The 17,203-nt window shown below is 47.5% G+C and carries 13 protein-coding genes; 5 read left to right on the forward strand and 8 right to left on the reverse strand.

Features of this window, described 5'->3' with window-relative positions:
* Positions 1-90 precede the first annotated feature (90 nt).
* Both secDF and BMW65_RS10470 read right to left on the reverse strand, forming a co-directional pair.
* Positions 91-3,105 (reverse strand): protein translocase subunit SecDF, encoded by a 3,015-nt coding sequence (secDF, locus tag BMW65_RS10465; protein WP_090605131.1) that lies wholly within the window; start codon positions 3,103-3,105, stop codon positions 91-93.
* Between the two features lie 127 nt (positions 3,106-3,232).
* Entirely contained in the window at positions 3,233-4,393 is a 1,161-nt protein-coding gene (locus BMW65_RS10470; RefSeq protein ID WP_090605133.1) for an MFS transporter, read from the reverse strand.
* 127 nt (positions 4,394-4,520) lie between these two features.
* Here BMW65_RS10470 and BMW65_RS10475 point away from each other — a divergent pair, with 127 nt between their 5' ends.
* Positions 4,521-5,009 carry a hypothetical protein gene (locus BMW65_RS10475; RefSeq protein WP_090605134.1) on the forward strand — a complete coding sequence of 163 codons (489 nt, stop codon included), beginning with the start codon at positions 4,521-4,523 and terminating at the stop codon, positions 5,007-5,009.
* Positions 5,010-5,194: 185 nt separating this feature from the next.
* Complete coding sequence (gene guaB, locus BMW65_RS10485; RefSeq protein ID WP_090605138.1) at positions 5,195-6,670, forward strand: IMP dehydrogenase; 1,476 nt, start codon at positions 5,195-5,197, stop codon at positions 6,668-6,670.
* Positions 6,671-6,741: 71 nt separating this feature from the next.
* On the opposite strand, the gene BMW65_RS10490 is transcribed toward guaB, so the two are convergent.
* From BMW65_RS10490 to BMW65_RS10500, 3 genes are all read right to left on the reverse strand, one after another.
* Entirely contained in the window at positions 6,742-7,317 is a 576-nt protein-coding gene (locus tag BMW65_RS10490) for a DJ-1/PfpI family protein (protein WP_090605139.1), read from the reverse strand.
* Positions 7,318-7,366: 49 nt separating this feature from the next.
* Positions 7,367-8,698 (reverse strand): L-lysine 6-transaminase, encoded by a 1,332-nt coding sequence (gene lat, locus BMW65_RS10495; RefSeq protein WP_090605141.1) that lies wholly within the window; start codon positions 8,696-8,698, stop codon positions 7,367-7,369.
* A gap of 84 nt (positions 8,699-8,782) precedes the next feature.
* On the reverse strand, positions 8,783-9,688 hold the full coding sequence (locus BMW65_RS10500; protein WP_090605142.1) for a 1-aminocyclopropane-1-carboxylate deaminase/D-cysteine desulfhydrase: 906 nt from the start codon (positions 9,686-9,688) through the stop codon (positions 8,783-8,785).
* Positions 9,689-9,740: 52 nt separating this feature from the next.
* Between BMW65_RS10500 and BMW65_RS10505 the strand changes: the two genes are divergently transcribed.
* Both BMW65_RS10505 and BMW65_RS10510 read left to right on the forward strand, forming a co-directional pair.
* Positions 9,741-10,784 carry an RluA family pseudouridine synthase gene (locus tag BMW65_RS10505; RefSeq protein WP_090605144.1) on the forward strand — a complete coding sequence of 348 codons (1,044 nt, stop codon included), beginning with the start codon at positions 9,741-9,743 and terminating at the stop codon, positions 10,782-10,784.
* 5 nt (positions 10,785-10,789) lie between these two features.
* Positions 10,790-11,638, forward strand: coding sequence for an aminotransferase class IV (locus BMW65_RS10510; RefSeq protein ID WP_090605145.1), 849 nt, complete (start codon positions 10,790-10,792; stop codon positions 11,636-11,638).
* Here BMW65_RS10510 and BMW65_RS10515 read toward each other — a convergent pair.
* Together BMW65_RS10515 and BMW65_RS10520 are read right to left on the reverse strand one after the other, a co-directional pair.
* Complete coding sequence (locus BMW65_RS10515; protein ID WP_090605147.1) at positions 11,628-12,926, reverse strand: type IX secretion system plug protein; 1,299 nt, start codon at positions 12,924-12,926, stop codon at positions 11,628-11,630. The two genes, BMW65_RS10510 and BMW65_RS10515, sit on opposite strands and share 11 nt — an antisense overlap.
* Positions 12,927-12,932: 6 nt before the next feature.
* Positions 12,933-14,849: an ABC-F family ATP-binding cassette domain-containing protein gene (locus BMW65_RS10520; protein ID WP_090605148.1), complete on the reverse strand. Its 1,917-nt coding sequence runs from the start codon at positions 14,847-14,849 to the stop codon at positions 12,933-12,935.
* Between the two features lie 109 nt (positions 14,850-14,958).
* On the opposite strand from BMW65_RS10520, the gene BMW65_RS10525 reads away from it, so the two are divergent.
* Positions 14,959-15,987: a quinone-dependent dihydroorotate dehydrogenase gene (locus BMW65_RS10525; protein WP_090605150.1), complete on the forward strand. Its 1,029-nt coding sequence runs from the start codon at positions 14,959-14,961 to the stop codon at positions 15,985-15,987.
* A 40-nt stretch (positions 15,988-16,027) separates the two neighbouring features.
* Here BMW65_RS10525 and BMW65_RS10530 read toward each other — a convergent pair whose 3' ends face one another.
* Entirely contained in the window at positions 16,028-17,200 is a 1,173-nt protein-coding gene (locus tag BMW65_RS10530) for a tetratricopeptide repeat protein (RefSeq protein ID WP_090605151.1), read from the reverse strand.
* Positions 17,201-17,203: the final 3 nt, after the last annotated feature.

Consider the following 17,203-nt stretch of genomic DNA (forward strand, 5'->3'; position numbering starts at 1 on the left):
ATCGCTGATCCAACCGGAAGGGCGTTAAATCAAAACAGGCTGCCGGGATTTCCGGCAGCCTGTTTTGGTATCGTTATGTGTATCACGCTGCTATACTTTTGCGGTCTTTACTGCAGCTTTCTGCGTAGGTTGCGCGTCAGCAGCATCGGAAGTGTCCGTTTTTTTCTGTAGGTCTACAATCAACGGTGCAGCCAGGCAGATGGAAGAATAAGTAGCGACGATAATACCTACCAAGATGGCGAATGAAAAGCCTCTGATGACTTCACCACCAAAGATAAACAAGATGGCCATTACAAAAATAACGGTCAGCGATGTAACAATCGTACGGCTGAGCGTTCTGTTGATTGCCAAGTTTACGGTCTCGCCGATATCCTCGTTTTTCCGCTTTGACATACCAAGGTATTCCCGTAATCGGTCGAATACGACGACCGTATCGTTGACCGAGTAAGCAATAACAGTCAGTATCGCTGCCACAAAATGCTGGTCGATATCCAACGAAAATGGAACGATGCCATCCAATATGGAGAACAAGATGAGGATGACCAATGCGTCATGTATCGTCGGAATCGCAGCGGCCAAGCTGTATTGCCACTTGTGGAATCGGATAAGAATGTATAATGCAACGACTATGACCGAGAAGATGCCCGCATAGATAGCTCTGGATTTGATATCATTGGCAATCGTTGGCCCCACTTTTTGTGAGCTCAGGATTTCATAGTTGTTTCCATCAATTTTCGAAAGCCCTTCGTTCAATTTGGCCAATACTTCTTGATCGGCCTCATCATTGGTCTCTTCGATATGGTACGTCGTTGTGACACGTACCTGATTATCCGCCCCGTAGATTTTTACCTCTGTAGTCAGCCCGAAGGTTTCGTTCAAATTGTCCCGTACTTCTTCCAGGTTAACCGGGCTTTCATAGCGCACCGTATAGGTTCTTCCGCCTTGAAAGTCTACCCCCAGACTAAATCCTTTTGTGAAGATAAAGATAAAACCGATAACGATGAATAATCCAGAAACGAGGTATATTTTCTTGCGGTTTTGGACGAATGCAAAGTTTGCGTTCTTTAAAGTATTGGCACTCCACGGATAAGACACCTTGATTTCCCAGCCCTTATTCAACATCCAGTCAAAAATGATGCGGGTGATGAATATTGCGGTAAAGAGGGAGGTGATGATACCTATCATTAAGGTCGTGGCAAAGCCAAGAATTGGCCCACTGCCGAAAAAGAAGAGGATCACACCCACGAGGAATGTCGTGATCTGCGAGTCAAGTATCGATGGCATTGCGTGCTTGTAGCCGTCCGCGATGGCCTGCCGGATAGATTTTCCGATAGCCAGTTCTTCACGAATCCGCTCATATATCAGTACGTTGGCATCTACGGCCGTGCCCAATGTCAAAACGATACCTGCAATGCCAGGAAGCGTCAATACCGCATTTAGGGAAGCCATGACCCCCATGAGGAAAAATACGTTGAATATTACGGCAATATTGGCAACCCATCCACCACGGTTGTAGTACAGGATCATGAATACTAATACGATCAGCAGCCCGATGATAGCCGAGTTGATACCGGCATCAATTGCTGCCTGGCCTAATGTAGGGCCAACGACGGCTTCTTCTACGATTTTCGCTGTCGTTGGAAGCCGACCAGCTTTCAACACGTTGGCCAAGTCTTTGGTATCTTCGATGGTGAAATTACCGGTGATCTGCGACACACCATTAGGAATTTCGCCCTGAACAGTAGGGGCGGAATATACTACGCCATCCAGTACGATGGCAATAGCTTGCTTATTGTTCGGATCGGCAGAAGCAGCAGCGGTTACCCGTCGCCATTCGCGTGCACCTTCACTGTTCATATACATCGTGACCATCGGACTATTGGACTGCGGGTCGAAATCGTCCTTAGCATCGGTAATGACATTACCACTCAATATCGGGCCAGCATCTGCCCCGCTTGGTTTGATGGCATAAAGTTCCAACTGTTCGGGAGTACGCGGACTGGGTTTTACACCCCATAACAATTTGACATTGCCGGGTATAATCTGTTTTACCACCTGATTTTCCAGGTAACGGTTTACTTTCGCTGTATCCCGGAGTTGGGCGTAGCCTACAATGGGGCCAGGAGCCAAGACAACTTGATTGTCGGGAGCCATGGCTGTGGCGGGCCTCAACAGGTTGAATAATGGGTTTTGCGCAGCCAATTGGCTGGTGGACGAGTCAGTAGCCAACGAATCCTGGTTGGCCCCAAGGGCGGCCAGCAGTCCTGCGTCTGTGCTATCTGCTTTGGCGGTGTCAACAGCACCACTTTGAGTTGCTTTTTCGGCATCTTTAAGTGTAGTTGCCAGTGCGCTATTTACATTTTCCAACATGGGGTAAATCTCCATGTTGTCATAGGTTTGCCAGAATTCCAATCGGGCAGAGCCTTGCAAAAGCTTGCGCACACGATCTTCATCGGTAACGCCAGGCAGTTCAATAAGGATGCGATTGGTTCCTTGCTGCAACTGGATGTTGGGAGAAGTAACACCAAATTTATCGATACGCGTACGTAATACTTTAAATGAGTTGTCAATAGCGTTGGTTGCTTCACGTTCGAGGAAACTTTCTACCTGTGCATCGGTGCTATTGGGCTTTACATAAGCCGTATTGTCCTTCGTGGCAAAGAAACTGGCTAACGATGTATTGGGGCTGAGTTTTTTAAATTCTTCTACAAATAGACTGACATATCCATTTTGGCTGTTTTTGCTCCGAACGTTGGCATTTTCCAATGCCTTGTTAAAATTGTCGTCCTTCGGACTATTGGCCAGGTTACGCACCAACTCCTGCAACGACACTTCCATGGTCACATTCATACCGCCCTTCAAGTCCAGTCCCAACGCAATTTCATTTCCTTTGGCTTCGCGGTAGGTATAGTTGGCAATGCCCAAATTGTATACCACTTCTCCAGCCATGGAATCTAAATACGCCTTCTCTTTTGCCATGTCACCTTTGGCGTACGCCACGGCATCCCGTTCCACCTTGCGGGTTACAAATGTGAACGATAGGGAATAGAGACACGCAATGGTGACCACTACTACCAAAAATTTAATCAGCCCTTTACCTTGCATTTTCTTTCGTTAACTTGTGTCAATCTGTTCTTTATATACAAAATTTTGTTAAGAACGGCAAAGGTATAAAATTTTTGTATAAAGAAAGGGTAATTTTATAGTTTATTGTGCGCGTATCCTGTTTTTGCTAACTGGTTATGTGCTTGATTTTTGTCGTCAGCATGACGATGATGATACCCATGGAGGCGATGACCCCATAGGCGGCTTGAAGTCCGGTAAATTCGGCTATAAAACCGATAAGCGGTGGCCCTACCAGAAAGCCACAAAAACCAATTGTGCTCACCGCAGCAAGGGCTGATCCAGCAGACAGCTTTCCTGACCGTCCAGCAAGGCTGTATACTAGGGGGATGATGGCTGAAGATCCGATACCGACCATCAAAAAGGCAAAGATGACAACCCCGAAATTGGGAAAAGCAACGGCAAGGAGTAATCCGGTGGAACTCAAGACACCGCTCAGTACCAATGTCGTTTTTGCTCCGAAACGCCTTACGGTCCAATCGGATAGAAACCTGCCGCCGGCCATACTGAAGAGAAACGCGCTTAAGCCATAGCCTACCAACTGCTTTTCCGCATGCACGACTTGTTCCATGTAAATGCCACTCCAGTCATATAAGGTTCCTTCTCCAATCATGGCACAGAAGGCGATGGCACCCAATACGGCCAAGGGTTTGTCCGGTACGGCAAACAACGGTTCTTTTTTTTGCTGATGCGCCCGATCGTGAGAAATTAGGTAGGCTGTGATGCCGATGACCGCCAGCACGGCGGCTGATGTGATCACGGCAAAATGGTGAAGCGGTACGATATGGCGATCAATCATCAATGCACCAATACCGGCACCGACGAACCCGGCGATGCTCCACATGCCATGAAACGCACCCATGATGGGTTTTTCATAATGCTTGCTAAGTGTCACCGCCTGTGTATTGACTGCAATGTTGAGCAAATTGCCGGATGCTCCAAAAAGGATAAGGTTAGCCATCAGGCCATACATATGGGGCCAATAACCAATACCTGTCAGGAATAACGCATATAATGTAGCTGCCGTAAAGACTACGCGTTTGCTTCCCAGGCGGCCAATAATCCAACCTGAAATGGGCAACGACACCAACGTGCCGATAGGCAACGCAAATAACACTACACCTAATTGCCCTTCTGATAACCCCAGCATGTTTTTGATGTCTGGAATCCGGGAGGCCCATGATGCAAAGCATAGTCCATAAATAAAAAAGGCGATGCCAATGGCAATACGGTGGAGGCGAGGGGGACGGTTCAGTGCAGGGAGTTCCATGGTGCTGTCTGAAGAAAACGGTACAAAAATACAACAAAAAAACCGCAAATGCGGGGTTTGTAAAAATGTAAAGGCCAATCCAAGTTTGGCAAACTATTTGTTTACTTTCTGCAAAAGTATTTTAACTATGAAAACAGTTGCACTATCATTATTAGTCGCTTCAATCCTCGTATTGGGCGTACAGGAAGTCAACGCACAGACTCGTTACAGAACGGCGTTAGGTGTGGGAATCGACGTGGGTGACGGGCCGACGTTGGGGGGGCCACAGATCAAGCATTTTTTTGATGGCACCAATGCCGGAAATGCGCAAGTGTTATTTGGTAATGACGTTACGGTATTGGGTGTGGATTATTCATACAACCAGACTATCCGCGGAACAAACGGATTGAACTGGTACATCGGTGTAGGCCCGCAATTAGCCTTTGTCGACAACGGCCGGTGGTGGGGTGGCGACGACGAAACCTATATTGCCATTCGCCCTGCGGTAGGTTTAGAGTTCAAGATTCCATCCGCGCCTTTGGCTTTCCATTTCGATTGGAAACCTTGGTGGAACCTGTCCAACAATACCTTTTTTGAACCCGCGAGGTTCACTTTGGGATTTAAGTTTACACTTTAAGTAAAAAAGCAAAAATCCAAGCGGCCCCGGTGATTCGCATGAAGCGGAATCACCGGGGCCACTGGAATTGTCAAACAAATGACACGATTATAGCACGGGTTGGTCATGATGGTCATTTTCTTTGCATAAGACACAAAAAAGTAGTAATTTTGCCCGGCAAATAGTAATTCCAATACATATTTGCCATGCATTTAGATCCTGAAAAATTCGTAGCAGAAGGCCTTACCTACGATGACGTGCTTTTAATTCCCGCTTATTCTGAGGTATTGCCCCGTGACGTGGATACTGCCACGTACCTTACCCGAAATACCCGACTAAACATCCCCTTGGTATCCGCCGCCATGGATACGGTAACGGGGGCAGATCTAGCCATTGCACTTGCGCAGGCAGGTGGGTTGGGCATGTTGCATAAAAACATGACGATAGCCGCCCAAGCGGCAGAGGTACGCAAGGTCAAACGTTCGGAGAGCGGGATGATACAAGATCCCGTGACGCTCGGTGAAAAAGCAACCGTTGGGGATGCATTCCAAATCATGAAGGAGCATAAGATCGGCGGAATCCCGATCATTGACAGCAACGATAAATTGGTGGGCATTGTAACGAACCGCGACCTTCGTTTTCAGAAGGATATGAGGCGTCCTATTACGGAGATGATGACCAAAGAGGGGTTGGTAGTGGCACCGATAGGTACGGATTTGCTCAAAGCGGAGGCTATCCTGCAAAACCATAAAATAGAAAAACTGCCGGTAGTGGACGACAATCATGTGCTGGTAGGCCTCATCACCTTTAAAGACATCCAAAAGTACAGGCATTTTCCCAACGCGGCTAAAGACAGCCATGGCAGGCTGCTTGTGGGAGCGGCTGTAGGTGTGACTGGGGACACCATGGAGCGTGTGGAGGCTTTGGTGAAGGCGGGTGTCGATGTAGTGACGATTGATACGGCACATGGGCATTCCAAGGGGGTCATTGACAAGCTGAAAGAAGTCAAAGCAGCATTTCCGAACCTTGAAGTCATCGTTGGCAATATCGCTACGGCTGAAGCGGCGATTGCGTTGGCGGATGCCGGCGCGGACGCCGTAAAGGTGGGCATCGGACCGGGTTCTATCTGTACGACGCGTATCATTGCCGGCGTGGGTGTGCCCCAGTTATATGCCGTTTACGAAGTAGCTAAGGCCCTCCGTGGGCGCAATATTCCGGTAATCGCCGATGGGGGTATCAAGCAGACGGGCGATATCGCCAAAGCCATAGCCGCTGGGGCAGATACCGTCATGGCGGGATCGTTGTTTGCCGGTGTGGAAGAGGCTCCAGGTGAAACCATCATTTACGAAGGGCGGAAATTCAAATCCTACCGTGGCATGGGGTCTGTGGAGGCGATGGAGCAAGGTTCGAAGGATCGCTATTTCCAAGACGTGGAAGACGATATCAAAAAACTCGTGCCGGAAGGCATCGTAGGACGCGTGGCATACAAAGGTACATTGGCAGAAGTGGTATACCAATATGTAGGCGGGTTGCGGGCAAGTATGGGGTATTGCGGTGCGCCGACCATCAGGGCATTGCAGGGTGCGCGGTTTGTAAAAATCACGGGGGCTGGACTGCGTGAGAGCCATCCGCACAACATTACCATCACAAAGGAAGCCCCCAATTACCACAGCAGACCTTAGTGCCAGGTTATTTTTGAGATCTAGAAAAAGGCCATAAAAAGGGTAATGCAACTGTATTGCCCTTTTTATGGCTAGCTGATATGGATGCCCAGGAGCTTATAAAATTCACTCAGGATGGCAGGATGACCGGGCCAGGCCGGGGAGGTTACCAGATTCCCGTCTACAATGGCCTCGGTCGCCGCAATGTTTTTCCATGTGCCTCCGGCCAGCTCGATATCGGGACCGACGGCAACATAAGCGGTGAGCGTACGTCCGGAAAGCACCCGTGCTGCTGTAAGGATTTGAATGGCATGGCATATCGCTGCCACAGGTTTGTTTGTGTCAAAAAAATGTCGCGTAATGTCCAACACCCGCTGATTTAAGCGGATATATTCCGGTGCCCGCCCACCCGCGATGTACAACCCATCATAGGTGCTTGCATCCACCGTGTCAAAATCGGCTGTAATGGCGAAACGGTGCCCCTGTGTTTCTTTATACGTTTGATCACCTACAAAGTCATGGATCGCTGTTGGGACGGTATCACCTTTTTTGCGTTCGGGCGCGATGGTGTCTACCGATAATCCTACCGATAGCATGGCTTGATAAGGCACCATTGCTTCGTAATCTTCTACATAATCACCTACTAATAACAAAATTCGCTTTGCCATAATAATTGTTTTTGAGGATGTGTACAATTCGATTTGTGCGTTCAAATTACTAAATACTTGACAAAACATCGGCAGCAATTGCCATTCCTTTGTCAATATCTGACGTTTGCATAATCAATGCCGGCCTGAACCGGATAGAACGCTGGCCACAGCCGAGAAATAACGCACCTTGCTCCATACTTGCTTTCAAAAAAGCGTCACGAGACCATTTTTCTGGAAAGTCAAAGGCACACAGCAGCCCTTGGCCACGTACGTTAGATAGCAAGGGGTATGCTGCAGCTAGTTCGTGCAGCTGTTGTTGCAGATAGCCGCCTGTATTCTCCACATGTGCCAGCAGTAGGTCTTCTTCGATAATTTCAAGTATTTTCGTTGCTCGTACCATATCCGCCAAATTACCACCCCATGTAGAGTTGATACGGGAGGGTACACGGAATACATTGTTCTCAATCTGGTCTATGCGGGTACTGGCAAGGATTCCACATACCTGCATTTTCTTACCAAAGGCAATAATATCCGGGCGGGCCCGCTCGCCAAAATGCTCGTGGCACCAGAATTTGCCGGTCAGCCCAACACCGGTCTGTATCTCGTCATAGATCAGTAATGCGTCGTTCTCGTCAGCCAATACACGGAGTTGTTCCATGAAGGCACGCCGGAAATGGTTGTCGCCTCCCTCAGCTTGTATCGGTTCAATGATGATTGCGCAGATATCGTCCTTATGTAGGGTAAATGCCTGTTTTATCTGATCGATTGCTTGTTGTTCCCGTTTTTGGGCGTCCTCTAGGTTTTCGGCTGTCAACGGGAAGGCCAATTTGGGATTGCTTACTCTCGGCCAATCAAATTTGGCAAACCACTTGGTCTTATCGGGCTGCGTGTTGGTAAGGCTTAGGGTATAACCTGAGCGACCGTGAAACGCTTGTTCGAAATGGAGTACTTTGGTGCCCTTTTCGATCGTATACCCTTTTTCGAAGTTTTTCTGTACTTTCCAATCCATGGCCGCTTTCAGCGCATTTTCAATGGCTAAAGCCCCGCCGGAAACAAAGAATGCATGGGGTAGGTAAGATGGAATGGCCACCCGTGCGAATGTGGCAACAAACTGGGCATATTCTACAGTATAGATATCCGAGTTTGACGGATTGGTCAGCGCAGCACGGAGGAGGCTTCTGCAAAACGCTTCGTCACCCGTCATCTTGGTATGGTTATACCCCAAGGGAACAGAAGCGAAACATGTAAAGAAATCAATTAGTTCGCGTTGATGCATGGAGTCGTAAATGGTGACCCCATGGCTGCGCTCCATGTCAAAGGTGAGATCATACCCATCCGCCAAGATATGCTTGGCCAGTATATCGCGCACTTCACCCGGTGTTAAGGTTATTTTATACATGGCTATAACGGATTGGTTATGTCCAAATATACCGTTTTGGGAGACGGTTCACAAACTTTTTTGGAGCAAAATGCATCTTTTGATTTAGGTTTCCGGCGTGTCAAACTGCTCATGCATGCCTAATATGCCGGTGAGACCTCCAGTATGGATAAGGAGGATGGATTGGCCGGGCTGGAAATAGTTGCAGGCTGCTAAATCAAAAACAGCATAACACAGCTTGCCTGTATAAACGGGCTCAATCAGGATGCCGGTTTGTCTAGCAAACATTTTTATAAACGTGTTTAGCACAGGTGTGGTTTTGGCATATCCTCCAAAATGGTAAGCTGTGTGAAGGATGATGGCGTTTGCTTGCTGGGCATTATAGAGCTTAGCAACGGCCTCCTTGATGAATGTACCACCAGCCAATACCGGCACGCCATGGAGCTGGGTATGTGAACCGTGCAGGGTCTTTGCCATGGAAAGCCCCGCCAAGGTGGTACCTGTGCCGCAAGCGCAGAAAATATGGTCATAAGTTTGGCTCAGTCCATCGAGAATTTCGGCGCATCCTTGTGCGCCTTCTAGACTATACCCGCCTTCGTCTATGAAATAAGCTTGGTCATCCTGCCCGTAATATTGCCTGAAGAGCTCGTGCTTGTCTTTATAGGCTGCACGGGTGACAAACTGCAATTCCATGCCGAAGATGTTGCACAAGGACAGGTTGGGATTCGATACCGGCTCTCCGCGGACAAAAGCGGTAGTTTTGAAGCCGAATTTGGCACCTGCACAGGCCGCTGCCAATAAGTGGTTGGACCACGGTCCACCGAACGTGACCAAGTGCTTTTTGCCTTGGTCATATGCGGTCTGCAACACGTACTTCAGCTTACGCCATTTATTGCCGGAGATAAACGGATGAATCCTATCATCACGTTTCATATGAACGGTGATCCCCTTTTCTTTAAACAGTGGGAAATCGAGCGGTTCAACCGGGCTATGAAAGTCAAAGGGCAACATGTTGTTTTGCAAAATTAGCCAAAATGCGCGGCATTTTAGCTAATTTTGCGCCATGTCGGACGATTTGGAATTGCAGGAATCAGATGAGCAGGATTTATTTGAGCACCTGCGTATTGTCGTAGATAAGGGGCAGGCGTTGCTGCGCATTGATAAGTTCTTGATGAATAGGGTAGAAAACGCATCCCGCAACCGTATCCAAAATGCCATTATCGCTGGAACGGTACTTGTCAATGGGCAGCAGATAAAGGCCAGCTATAAAGTAAAACCGTCGGACATTATTTCGGTAGTACTGCCGCACCCACCACGTGATACGGAAGTCTATCCCGAAAACATTCCGTTGGACATCTTATATGAAGACGATGACCTGCTCGTTGTCAATAAACCCGCAGGTATGGTGGTGCATCCGGGTTATAATAATTATACAGGTACGTTGGTCAATGCGTTGGTGTACCATTTTTCCAGTTTCCCGCAATTGCCGGGCAATGATGGCCGTCCGGGGCTGGTGCACCGGATTGACAAGGATACCAGCGGCCTGCTCGTCGTTGGTAAAAACGAATGGGCGCTGACTTACTTGGCGAAACAGTTTTTTGACCATAGCATATCCCGTAAATACCTCGCATTGGCTTGGGGAGATATCACAGAAGACGGCACTGTGACAGGATATATTGGACGCAGTGTAAAAGATCGAAAGGTCATGGCTGTATATGACGATCCAGATAAAGGGAAATGGTCGGTAACCCACTACCATGTGTTGGAGCGGCTTGGCTATGTGACATTGATTGAGTGCCAATTGGAAACAGGGCGAACACATCAGATACGTGCGCATATGCAATCCATCGGTCATCCGTTGTTTAACGATGTAATATATGGGGGCGACCGTATCTTGAAAGGTACTGTATTTACTAAATATAAACAGTTTGTCGAGAATTGCTTTGCGTTGCTGCCCCGGCAGGCTCTTCATGCCCAAAGTCTCGGATTCATACACCCCACATCCCGGAAATCAATGGCATTCAGCACACCATTGCCCGATGATTTTCGTTTATGCCTGGAAAAGTGGCGTGGATATGTGAGTTCCGATCTTAATTTTTCAATTTGATAATAATGCCAGTACACTATATTGATTTTAATAATAAGCATGTACCTGAAAAGGAGAATGTCCTGACAGCAGACAACCGGGCATTTCGATATGGCGATGGACTGTTTGAGACGATGCGATGGATGGATGGGGACATCCGTTTTTTGCATCACCATGTCGATCGGCTACAGGAAGGTATGCGCATGCTCCAACTGGAGCATGCGCATACTTTTGATGCGCATTTTATCCGATCCCGAGCTACCGCATTGGTTAACAAGAATGGGCTGAGCAGCAAGCACGTGCGCGTGAGGCTTCAGGTATATCGGGATGGCGAAGGTCTTTATAGCCCACAGCAAAACAAAGCAGCTTATGTCATGAGCGTGGCTCCACTTGATGCCGATGATGTGAAGCACCGCAAACTCGGGTTGATTGTGGATGTTTACTCCGAATATCGGAAACCCTACAGCGAATTGTCGAAACTTAAATCTGCAAATGCGCTGATATATGTCATGGCCGGATTATACCGTAAAAAGAAAGGATTGGATGACGTGCTGATATTGAACCAAGAAGGGTTTCTCTGTGAGTCGCTGAGCGCTAATATTTTCGTATGGTATGGTAAAAAGCTTTACACACCGGCGATTAGTGAAGGTTGTGTAGACGGTGTAATGCGAAAAGCAATCATAGACATTGCCTTGGACAGTGGACTGGAAGTGATTGAAGCCCAAATAAGCCCCGACATTATGAATGAGGCAGAGGAAATTTTTCATACAAATGCTATCCATGGTGTACAATGGGTAATGGGATACAAGCAAAAACGTTATTTCAACCGGATATCGCGCATGCTGCAGGAACGGCTTGCCATGGTCAATTGCTGACTTCTTCGGCATACCCGACAAGCTCATCCCATGTGGTGCCTGGTCGTCGATTGTATACGAGAATCTGATAGGTATTGCCGGTTTCAAAGTGATTCCCATTGGAAAAAGAGGGATCCACTTTGCCCTCGGGATTTACGTATACATATTCATAGTCATACAAACCCTGCTTAAGTAGGATCGTGCATTGCCATTTCTGCTGCTGCGCATGGTAGACCATCTCATTGGAACCGTCGCGGACATAACCATTGAACCCACCCACAACGTATACGGAGCCATCCGTTACGGCATCGTCTTCAAGGGTAAAAGTGACCTTCACGTAATCGGATTCGGTATCAGCATCAGCTTTGTCCTGGTTACGGATAAAAAAAGATCCATTTTCATCGAACACATTGGCATATGATGCCTCGCCATAATTTTTGTCAGGAGTGAGTTCTACACTGACGGCGCTGTCTAACTGGATATTGGCCACCCGTTCTGACGCTAAGCGCAGGCTGCGCAAATCAATGTACCTAAATTCATTGCCGCCACCAAAATCCAAGGTCTTATTGTCATTATAGGTGAGTTCGTTATTACCGACAAAAAGGGGGCTGGTCAACCACTGTTGTACATCAGGGCGTTGGTTTTGCATCACCAAGATCTTGATATCCTGGTAGGGATTATTGACGGTGAGTCCACCTGTGTTGACCTTCAAGTTCAACTTTTGGTTGGTGCTACGCTTGGTGACATCAACGGAGGGTGCCAATTGTGGAACGATGGCCATTAACGGTGCCAGTACATAGAAGCGCCTGCTGATGATGAGGCGGCTTTTATCAGCATCCTCGTATACTTTCAACAGGTAGTTACCTGCTAATTTGGGCCTTATATTGCTGGTTGGGAAATCAACGCGGTAATGCGTGTAGGGCAGGATCGTATTTACCGATGGTTGGTATTCCCGGATGCGTTCCTCATTAAATCCTTCGGCATATTCCAGGGGAGAAAGTTTGCTCGGGTTCCAATGGGCATCGCAATGCTCGATGCTGAAATAGTAGTTGCGAACATCAGCCCTCAGGTCGTCAAAGGCCAGCATGAGTTGACCATCGCCATGCAGCTCGATTACGGGCAGGGCATTTTCCTGTTCTACAGGAAAAAATTGGACGCTTTTGATGGCAGCTAAGTAATTCGTATTGTCGTATAACAATTCCTGTTGTGGGCTGCGCTCACGAGATACCCGTTTTTTCTTCGGTTTTTGTGCCATTAAACCGAGGCCAACATGGATGAGAATTAAGACTATGCCGAAATTTCTTATCATAAATAGCTATCCCTCCAACATCATGATTTCCTCAGCCAGTTTTTCCCACTGGCCTTGTAGCAAAACCAACTCTTTCTTCAAACTGTCGTAGTGTAGGGACGTTTCACTTAATTTTGCTTGGTTTGTATAGATACTTTCGTCAGCTATCAAAGCTTCAGCGGCCTTGGAAGCTTTTTCGAGTTCGTTAATGCGCTGTTCGATGCCTTCCAGTTCCTTATTCAGCTTTTTAGCTTGTCGATCCTTGTCTTCATTTTTTGGCGCAGGCGCAGGCTTAGGCGTTGTTTTGGCTGGCTTTGCACCACCTTTTTCTACGCTGGCTTTCGGAATCCGTTTAGCCTGCCATTCCTCATATTCCTGATATGTGCCGGGATACTCCTTGATTTTTCGGTCTTCGATGTACCAGATCTTATTAGCAACATTATCCAGTAAATAGCGGTCGTGGGACACCACGATAAACGTGCCTTCAAACTGCGTGAGTGCTTGGATGAGGATATTGACCGATTGGATGTCTAAGTGATTGGTCGGTTCGTCCAGCACAAGGAAATTGGCATCGGCCGTGAGCGCTTTAGCCAACGCCACCCTGGATTTTTCGCCACCCGAAAGCACCCGTATTTTTTTGAATGCATCGTCACCTGTAAACAGGAAACACCCAAGGATGGAGCGAAGTTCCGTCTCTGTATGCTTGGGAGCAAATGCCTGCAGCTCTTGCAGGATCTCATGGTCAAGGTGCAGAGCCTCCAGTTGGTGCTGTGCAAAAAACGTCTGCGTGACATTGTGCCCAGTTTCACATGTTCCGGAAAAATTGTTGTCAGCGTTGGCTACGATGCGCAGCAACGTTGATTTGCCCTTTCCATTGGCTCCGATAAGTGCAATTTTATCGCCTTTTTCAATGATAGCATCCGCGTGTTCGAGGATAGGCACTCCGGGGTATGACTTGCTTACATCTTCCAGTCGTACGACATGCCTGCCAGATTGCCTGCTAAACTTAAATCGGAAATTGACAGAAGGGTTGTAGTCTTCCACATCTTCCACTTTTTCCATGCGTTCGAGTGCCTTGATACGTGATTGCACCATTTTTGCCTTGCTGGCCTTGGCACGAAACCGCTCGATGAGCCGTTCTTCTTGTTTGATTTTGGCTTGTTGATTTTTATATTGATTACCCTGTATCTCTTCGCGCAATGCCTTTTCTTCCAGATAGAAACTGTAATTTCCGGCATATTGGATCAACTTTCCCCGTTTGGACTCCACGATGGAGTCTACCACTCGGTCAAGAAAATACCGATCGTGTGAGACAATAACAATTGCCCCTTCGAATGCTTGCAAATAGCTTTCGAGCCACTTGATAGAAGGAAGATCCAGGTGGTTCGTCGGCTCGTCGAGCAGCAAGATATCGGGTGTCTGGAGCAGTATCCTCGCCAGCATCACCCGCATGCGCCAGCCACCAGAAAATTCAGCGAGCTGCCTTTGTTGGTCACTTTCGCTGAAGCCTAGGCCAGCAAGGATCTCATGTGCGCGGTATTCAATGTTATACCCATCCAAGGCTTCGAACTCCATTTGCTTATCACTTAATTTCTGAATGAGGTCGTCCGAATAGTCCGTCTCTAATCTTTTGAGCAACCGCTCGATTTCCGTATGCAGCTGGTTTTGGCGTTCAAAAGCTTCCATGGCCACATGCAAGATGCTCTTATCGGATTGATAGGAGAGCAAATCTTGATTGAGGTAACCGATTTTGATGTCTTTAGCCATGGAGATAGTTCCCGAAGTGGGGGCATAATCACCAACAATGAGCTTCAGTAAAGTGGTTTTTCCCGTTCCGTTGGCTCCGATGAGCCCGGTTTTATCCCCGGGCTTGATGTGCCAGTTGGCCTCGTCATATAACGCACGCGCGCCTATTTCAAATGTAAGGTTATTTATCGCAATCATTTCGTGTGCAAAGGTACGAAAAAGTGGGAAGTTGGAAGACCGACGTTGGGAGCCCGATGTCTCAAATCTCAAATCCCAAATCTCAAATCTAAAGCCTACCTTTGCAACCATGTATAAACTCGTAAAACCATTCCTTTTTTCACTTGACCCTGAATCTGCGCACCGGCTTGTTTCCGGTGGTCTAAGGTCAGTTAGCAAGCTATGGGGCAGCAAACGATTGCTGAAATCGATTTACGGTTATCACCATCCCGCGCTTGAGCGCGAGGTGTTTGGCCTGAAATTCAAAAATCCTGTAGGACTTGCGGCGGGCTTTGACAAAAACGCCGAATATGTGGAAGAAATGGCCGCTTTGGGGTTTGGATTTATTGAAATCGGTACAGTGACACCCCGCCCGCAGCCTGGAAACGATAAACCCCGCTTGTTCCGGTTGGTTGAAGACCAGGCGTTGATCAATCGCATGGGCTTCAACAACCAAGGCGTAGATGTGGCAGCTACTCGGTTGAGGCATCTGAAAAACCGCCAGCATATTATTATCGGGGGGAATATCGGAAAAAATAAAACAACACCGAATGAAGAAGCGGTAAGTGATTACATCAAGTGCTTTGACGCATTATTCGATGTGGTAGACTATTTTGTGGTCAATGTGAGCTCTCCGAATACACCGGGCCTCCGCGCATTGCAAGATAAGGAGCCCTTGACCCACATTTTGAATACATTGCAACAACGTAACCTTAAAGGAGGTGTTGCTAAGCCGTTGTTGCTTAAAATAGCGCCAGATCTCACAGACCTGCAATTGGATGACATCATAACCATTGTACAGGATACAGGCATTGCTGGCGTCATCGCGACCAATACCACTATTGACCGCCATGGGCTGAGGGACGAACAGCGCTGGCGGGCTGAGATGGGGGGGCTGAGCGGTCTACCATTAGCCAGGCGCGCTACAGAAGTCATCCGGTATTTGGCCACAAAATCCAACCACGCATTTCCAATAGTCGGCGTAGGCGGAATACATTCGCCGCAAGATGCCCTTGAAAAATTGGAAGCCGGGGCCTCGTTGGTGCAATTATACACGGGGTTTATTTACGAAGGGCCGGGTTTGATAAAGCGTATATGCAAAAAAATAGCCCATGGATAAGTGTCCATGGGCTTGTAAATAAAAACTTAAATCCGATAGCCTATTGTAGCGCGTCGATACGAGCCTGTAATTCATCAATCTTGGCCTGATCTTCTTTAATCTCGTAGTATTTCTTCAGGTTGGTCAGTGCCAGGTAAGACTTGCCATCCACTTCAACTGCCTTTTGTAAAAAAGGCAATGCAGAATCAAAGATCTCATAAGCATTTTTAATCTCGGTGTCGTATTCCGATTGGGCAAGATTTGCATTGTTTGTTTTATTGAAATGGTCGATACCCTTGTTCAGGATCAACCCGCCAAGATTGATGTTTGCATCCAGGTAGCTTGGATCAATTTCCAATGCTTTCCGATAGGCAGCTTCTGCTTTTTCCAAATCACCGGTTTCGCTGTATGCTATTCCCAGGTAATAGTGCAGGTTCTTGTTGCCCGGTTCTTTAGCCACTTGCTCGTTAATGGTGTTGATGATCTTTTCCTGGTTGCCGGCCATGAGGTTCAATTCGATGTTTTGCGTAGCCAGCTCACTATCCCCAGGGTATTTGCTGGATCCAATTTCAGCATATTTGATCGCATTGGTGGTATCGCCTTGCATCAGGTACAGTCTGGAAACGTCCAATATGATTTGCCGGTTATTTGAAAAACTGTCAATAGGCACCAGTTCGACATATTTAGCCAATGCTTTGTCGTAATTTTGGGAGTTTACAGCAGCCAGTCCCGAATAATACAATAAAGTGGTATCACCAGGAAGGTAGTTCAGCCCTTTATCAAAGGCTGTGTATGCAGTCTCGAAATCTTGGCTATCCCACGCTTTTACGCCTTTATTCAGTTCATGCTGCGCTAGAATAGAATTAAGGATGCTCAAATTTTGCTCATTTTGCTTTTCCGAATCTAAGCCAACAGCTTTTTCTCGTGCTTCCACAGCTTTTTGGATGTAACCTTCCGATGCCTCGGTCGAATCCAACAAAGCCAAATCAGCATTTACCAACGCGTAATATGTCCACGTTTCAGCGAGCTCTTTTGTTTTTTCATTTTCTAAGGCTTTTTCCAATGCCTCGTTGGCGGCGTTCAAGTCACTTACGCCCAATGTGGCATTTCCAATAGATTTTACTTCATTGAACTTATCATAGCTGGCTTTCGCCTTTCTCAGGTTACTGGTTTGCGAAAAAGCCACTGATGTGGAAAAAACCAGTGCACCTAACAAAATGGATTTCACTTTCATGAT

Origin of the sequence: Parapedobacter koreensis, from assembly GCF_900109365.1 — a bacterium.
Taxonomy (GTDB): Bacteria; Bacteroidota; Bacteroidia; order Sphingobacteriales; family Sphingobacteriaceae; genus Parapedobacter; species Parapedobacter koreensis.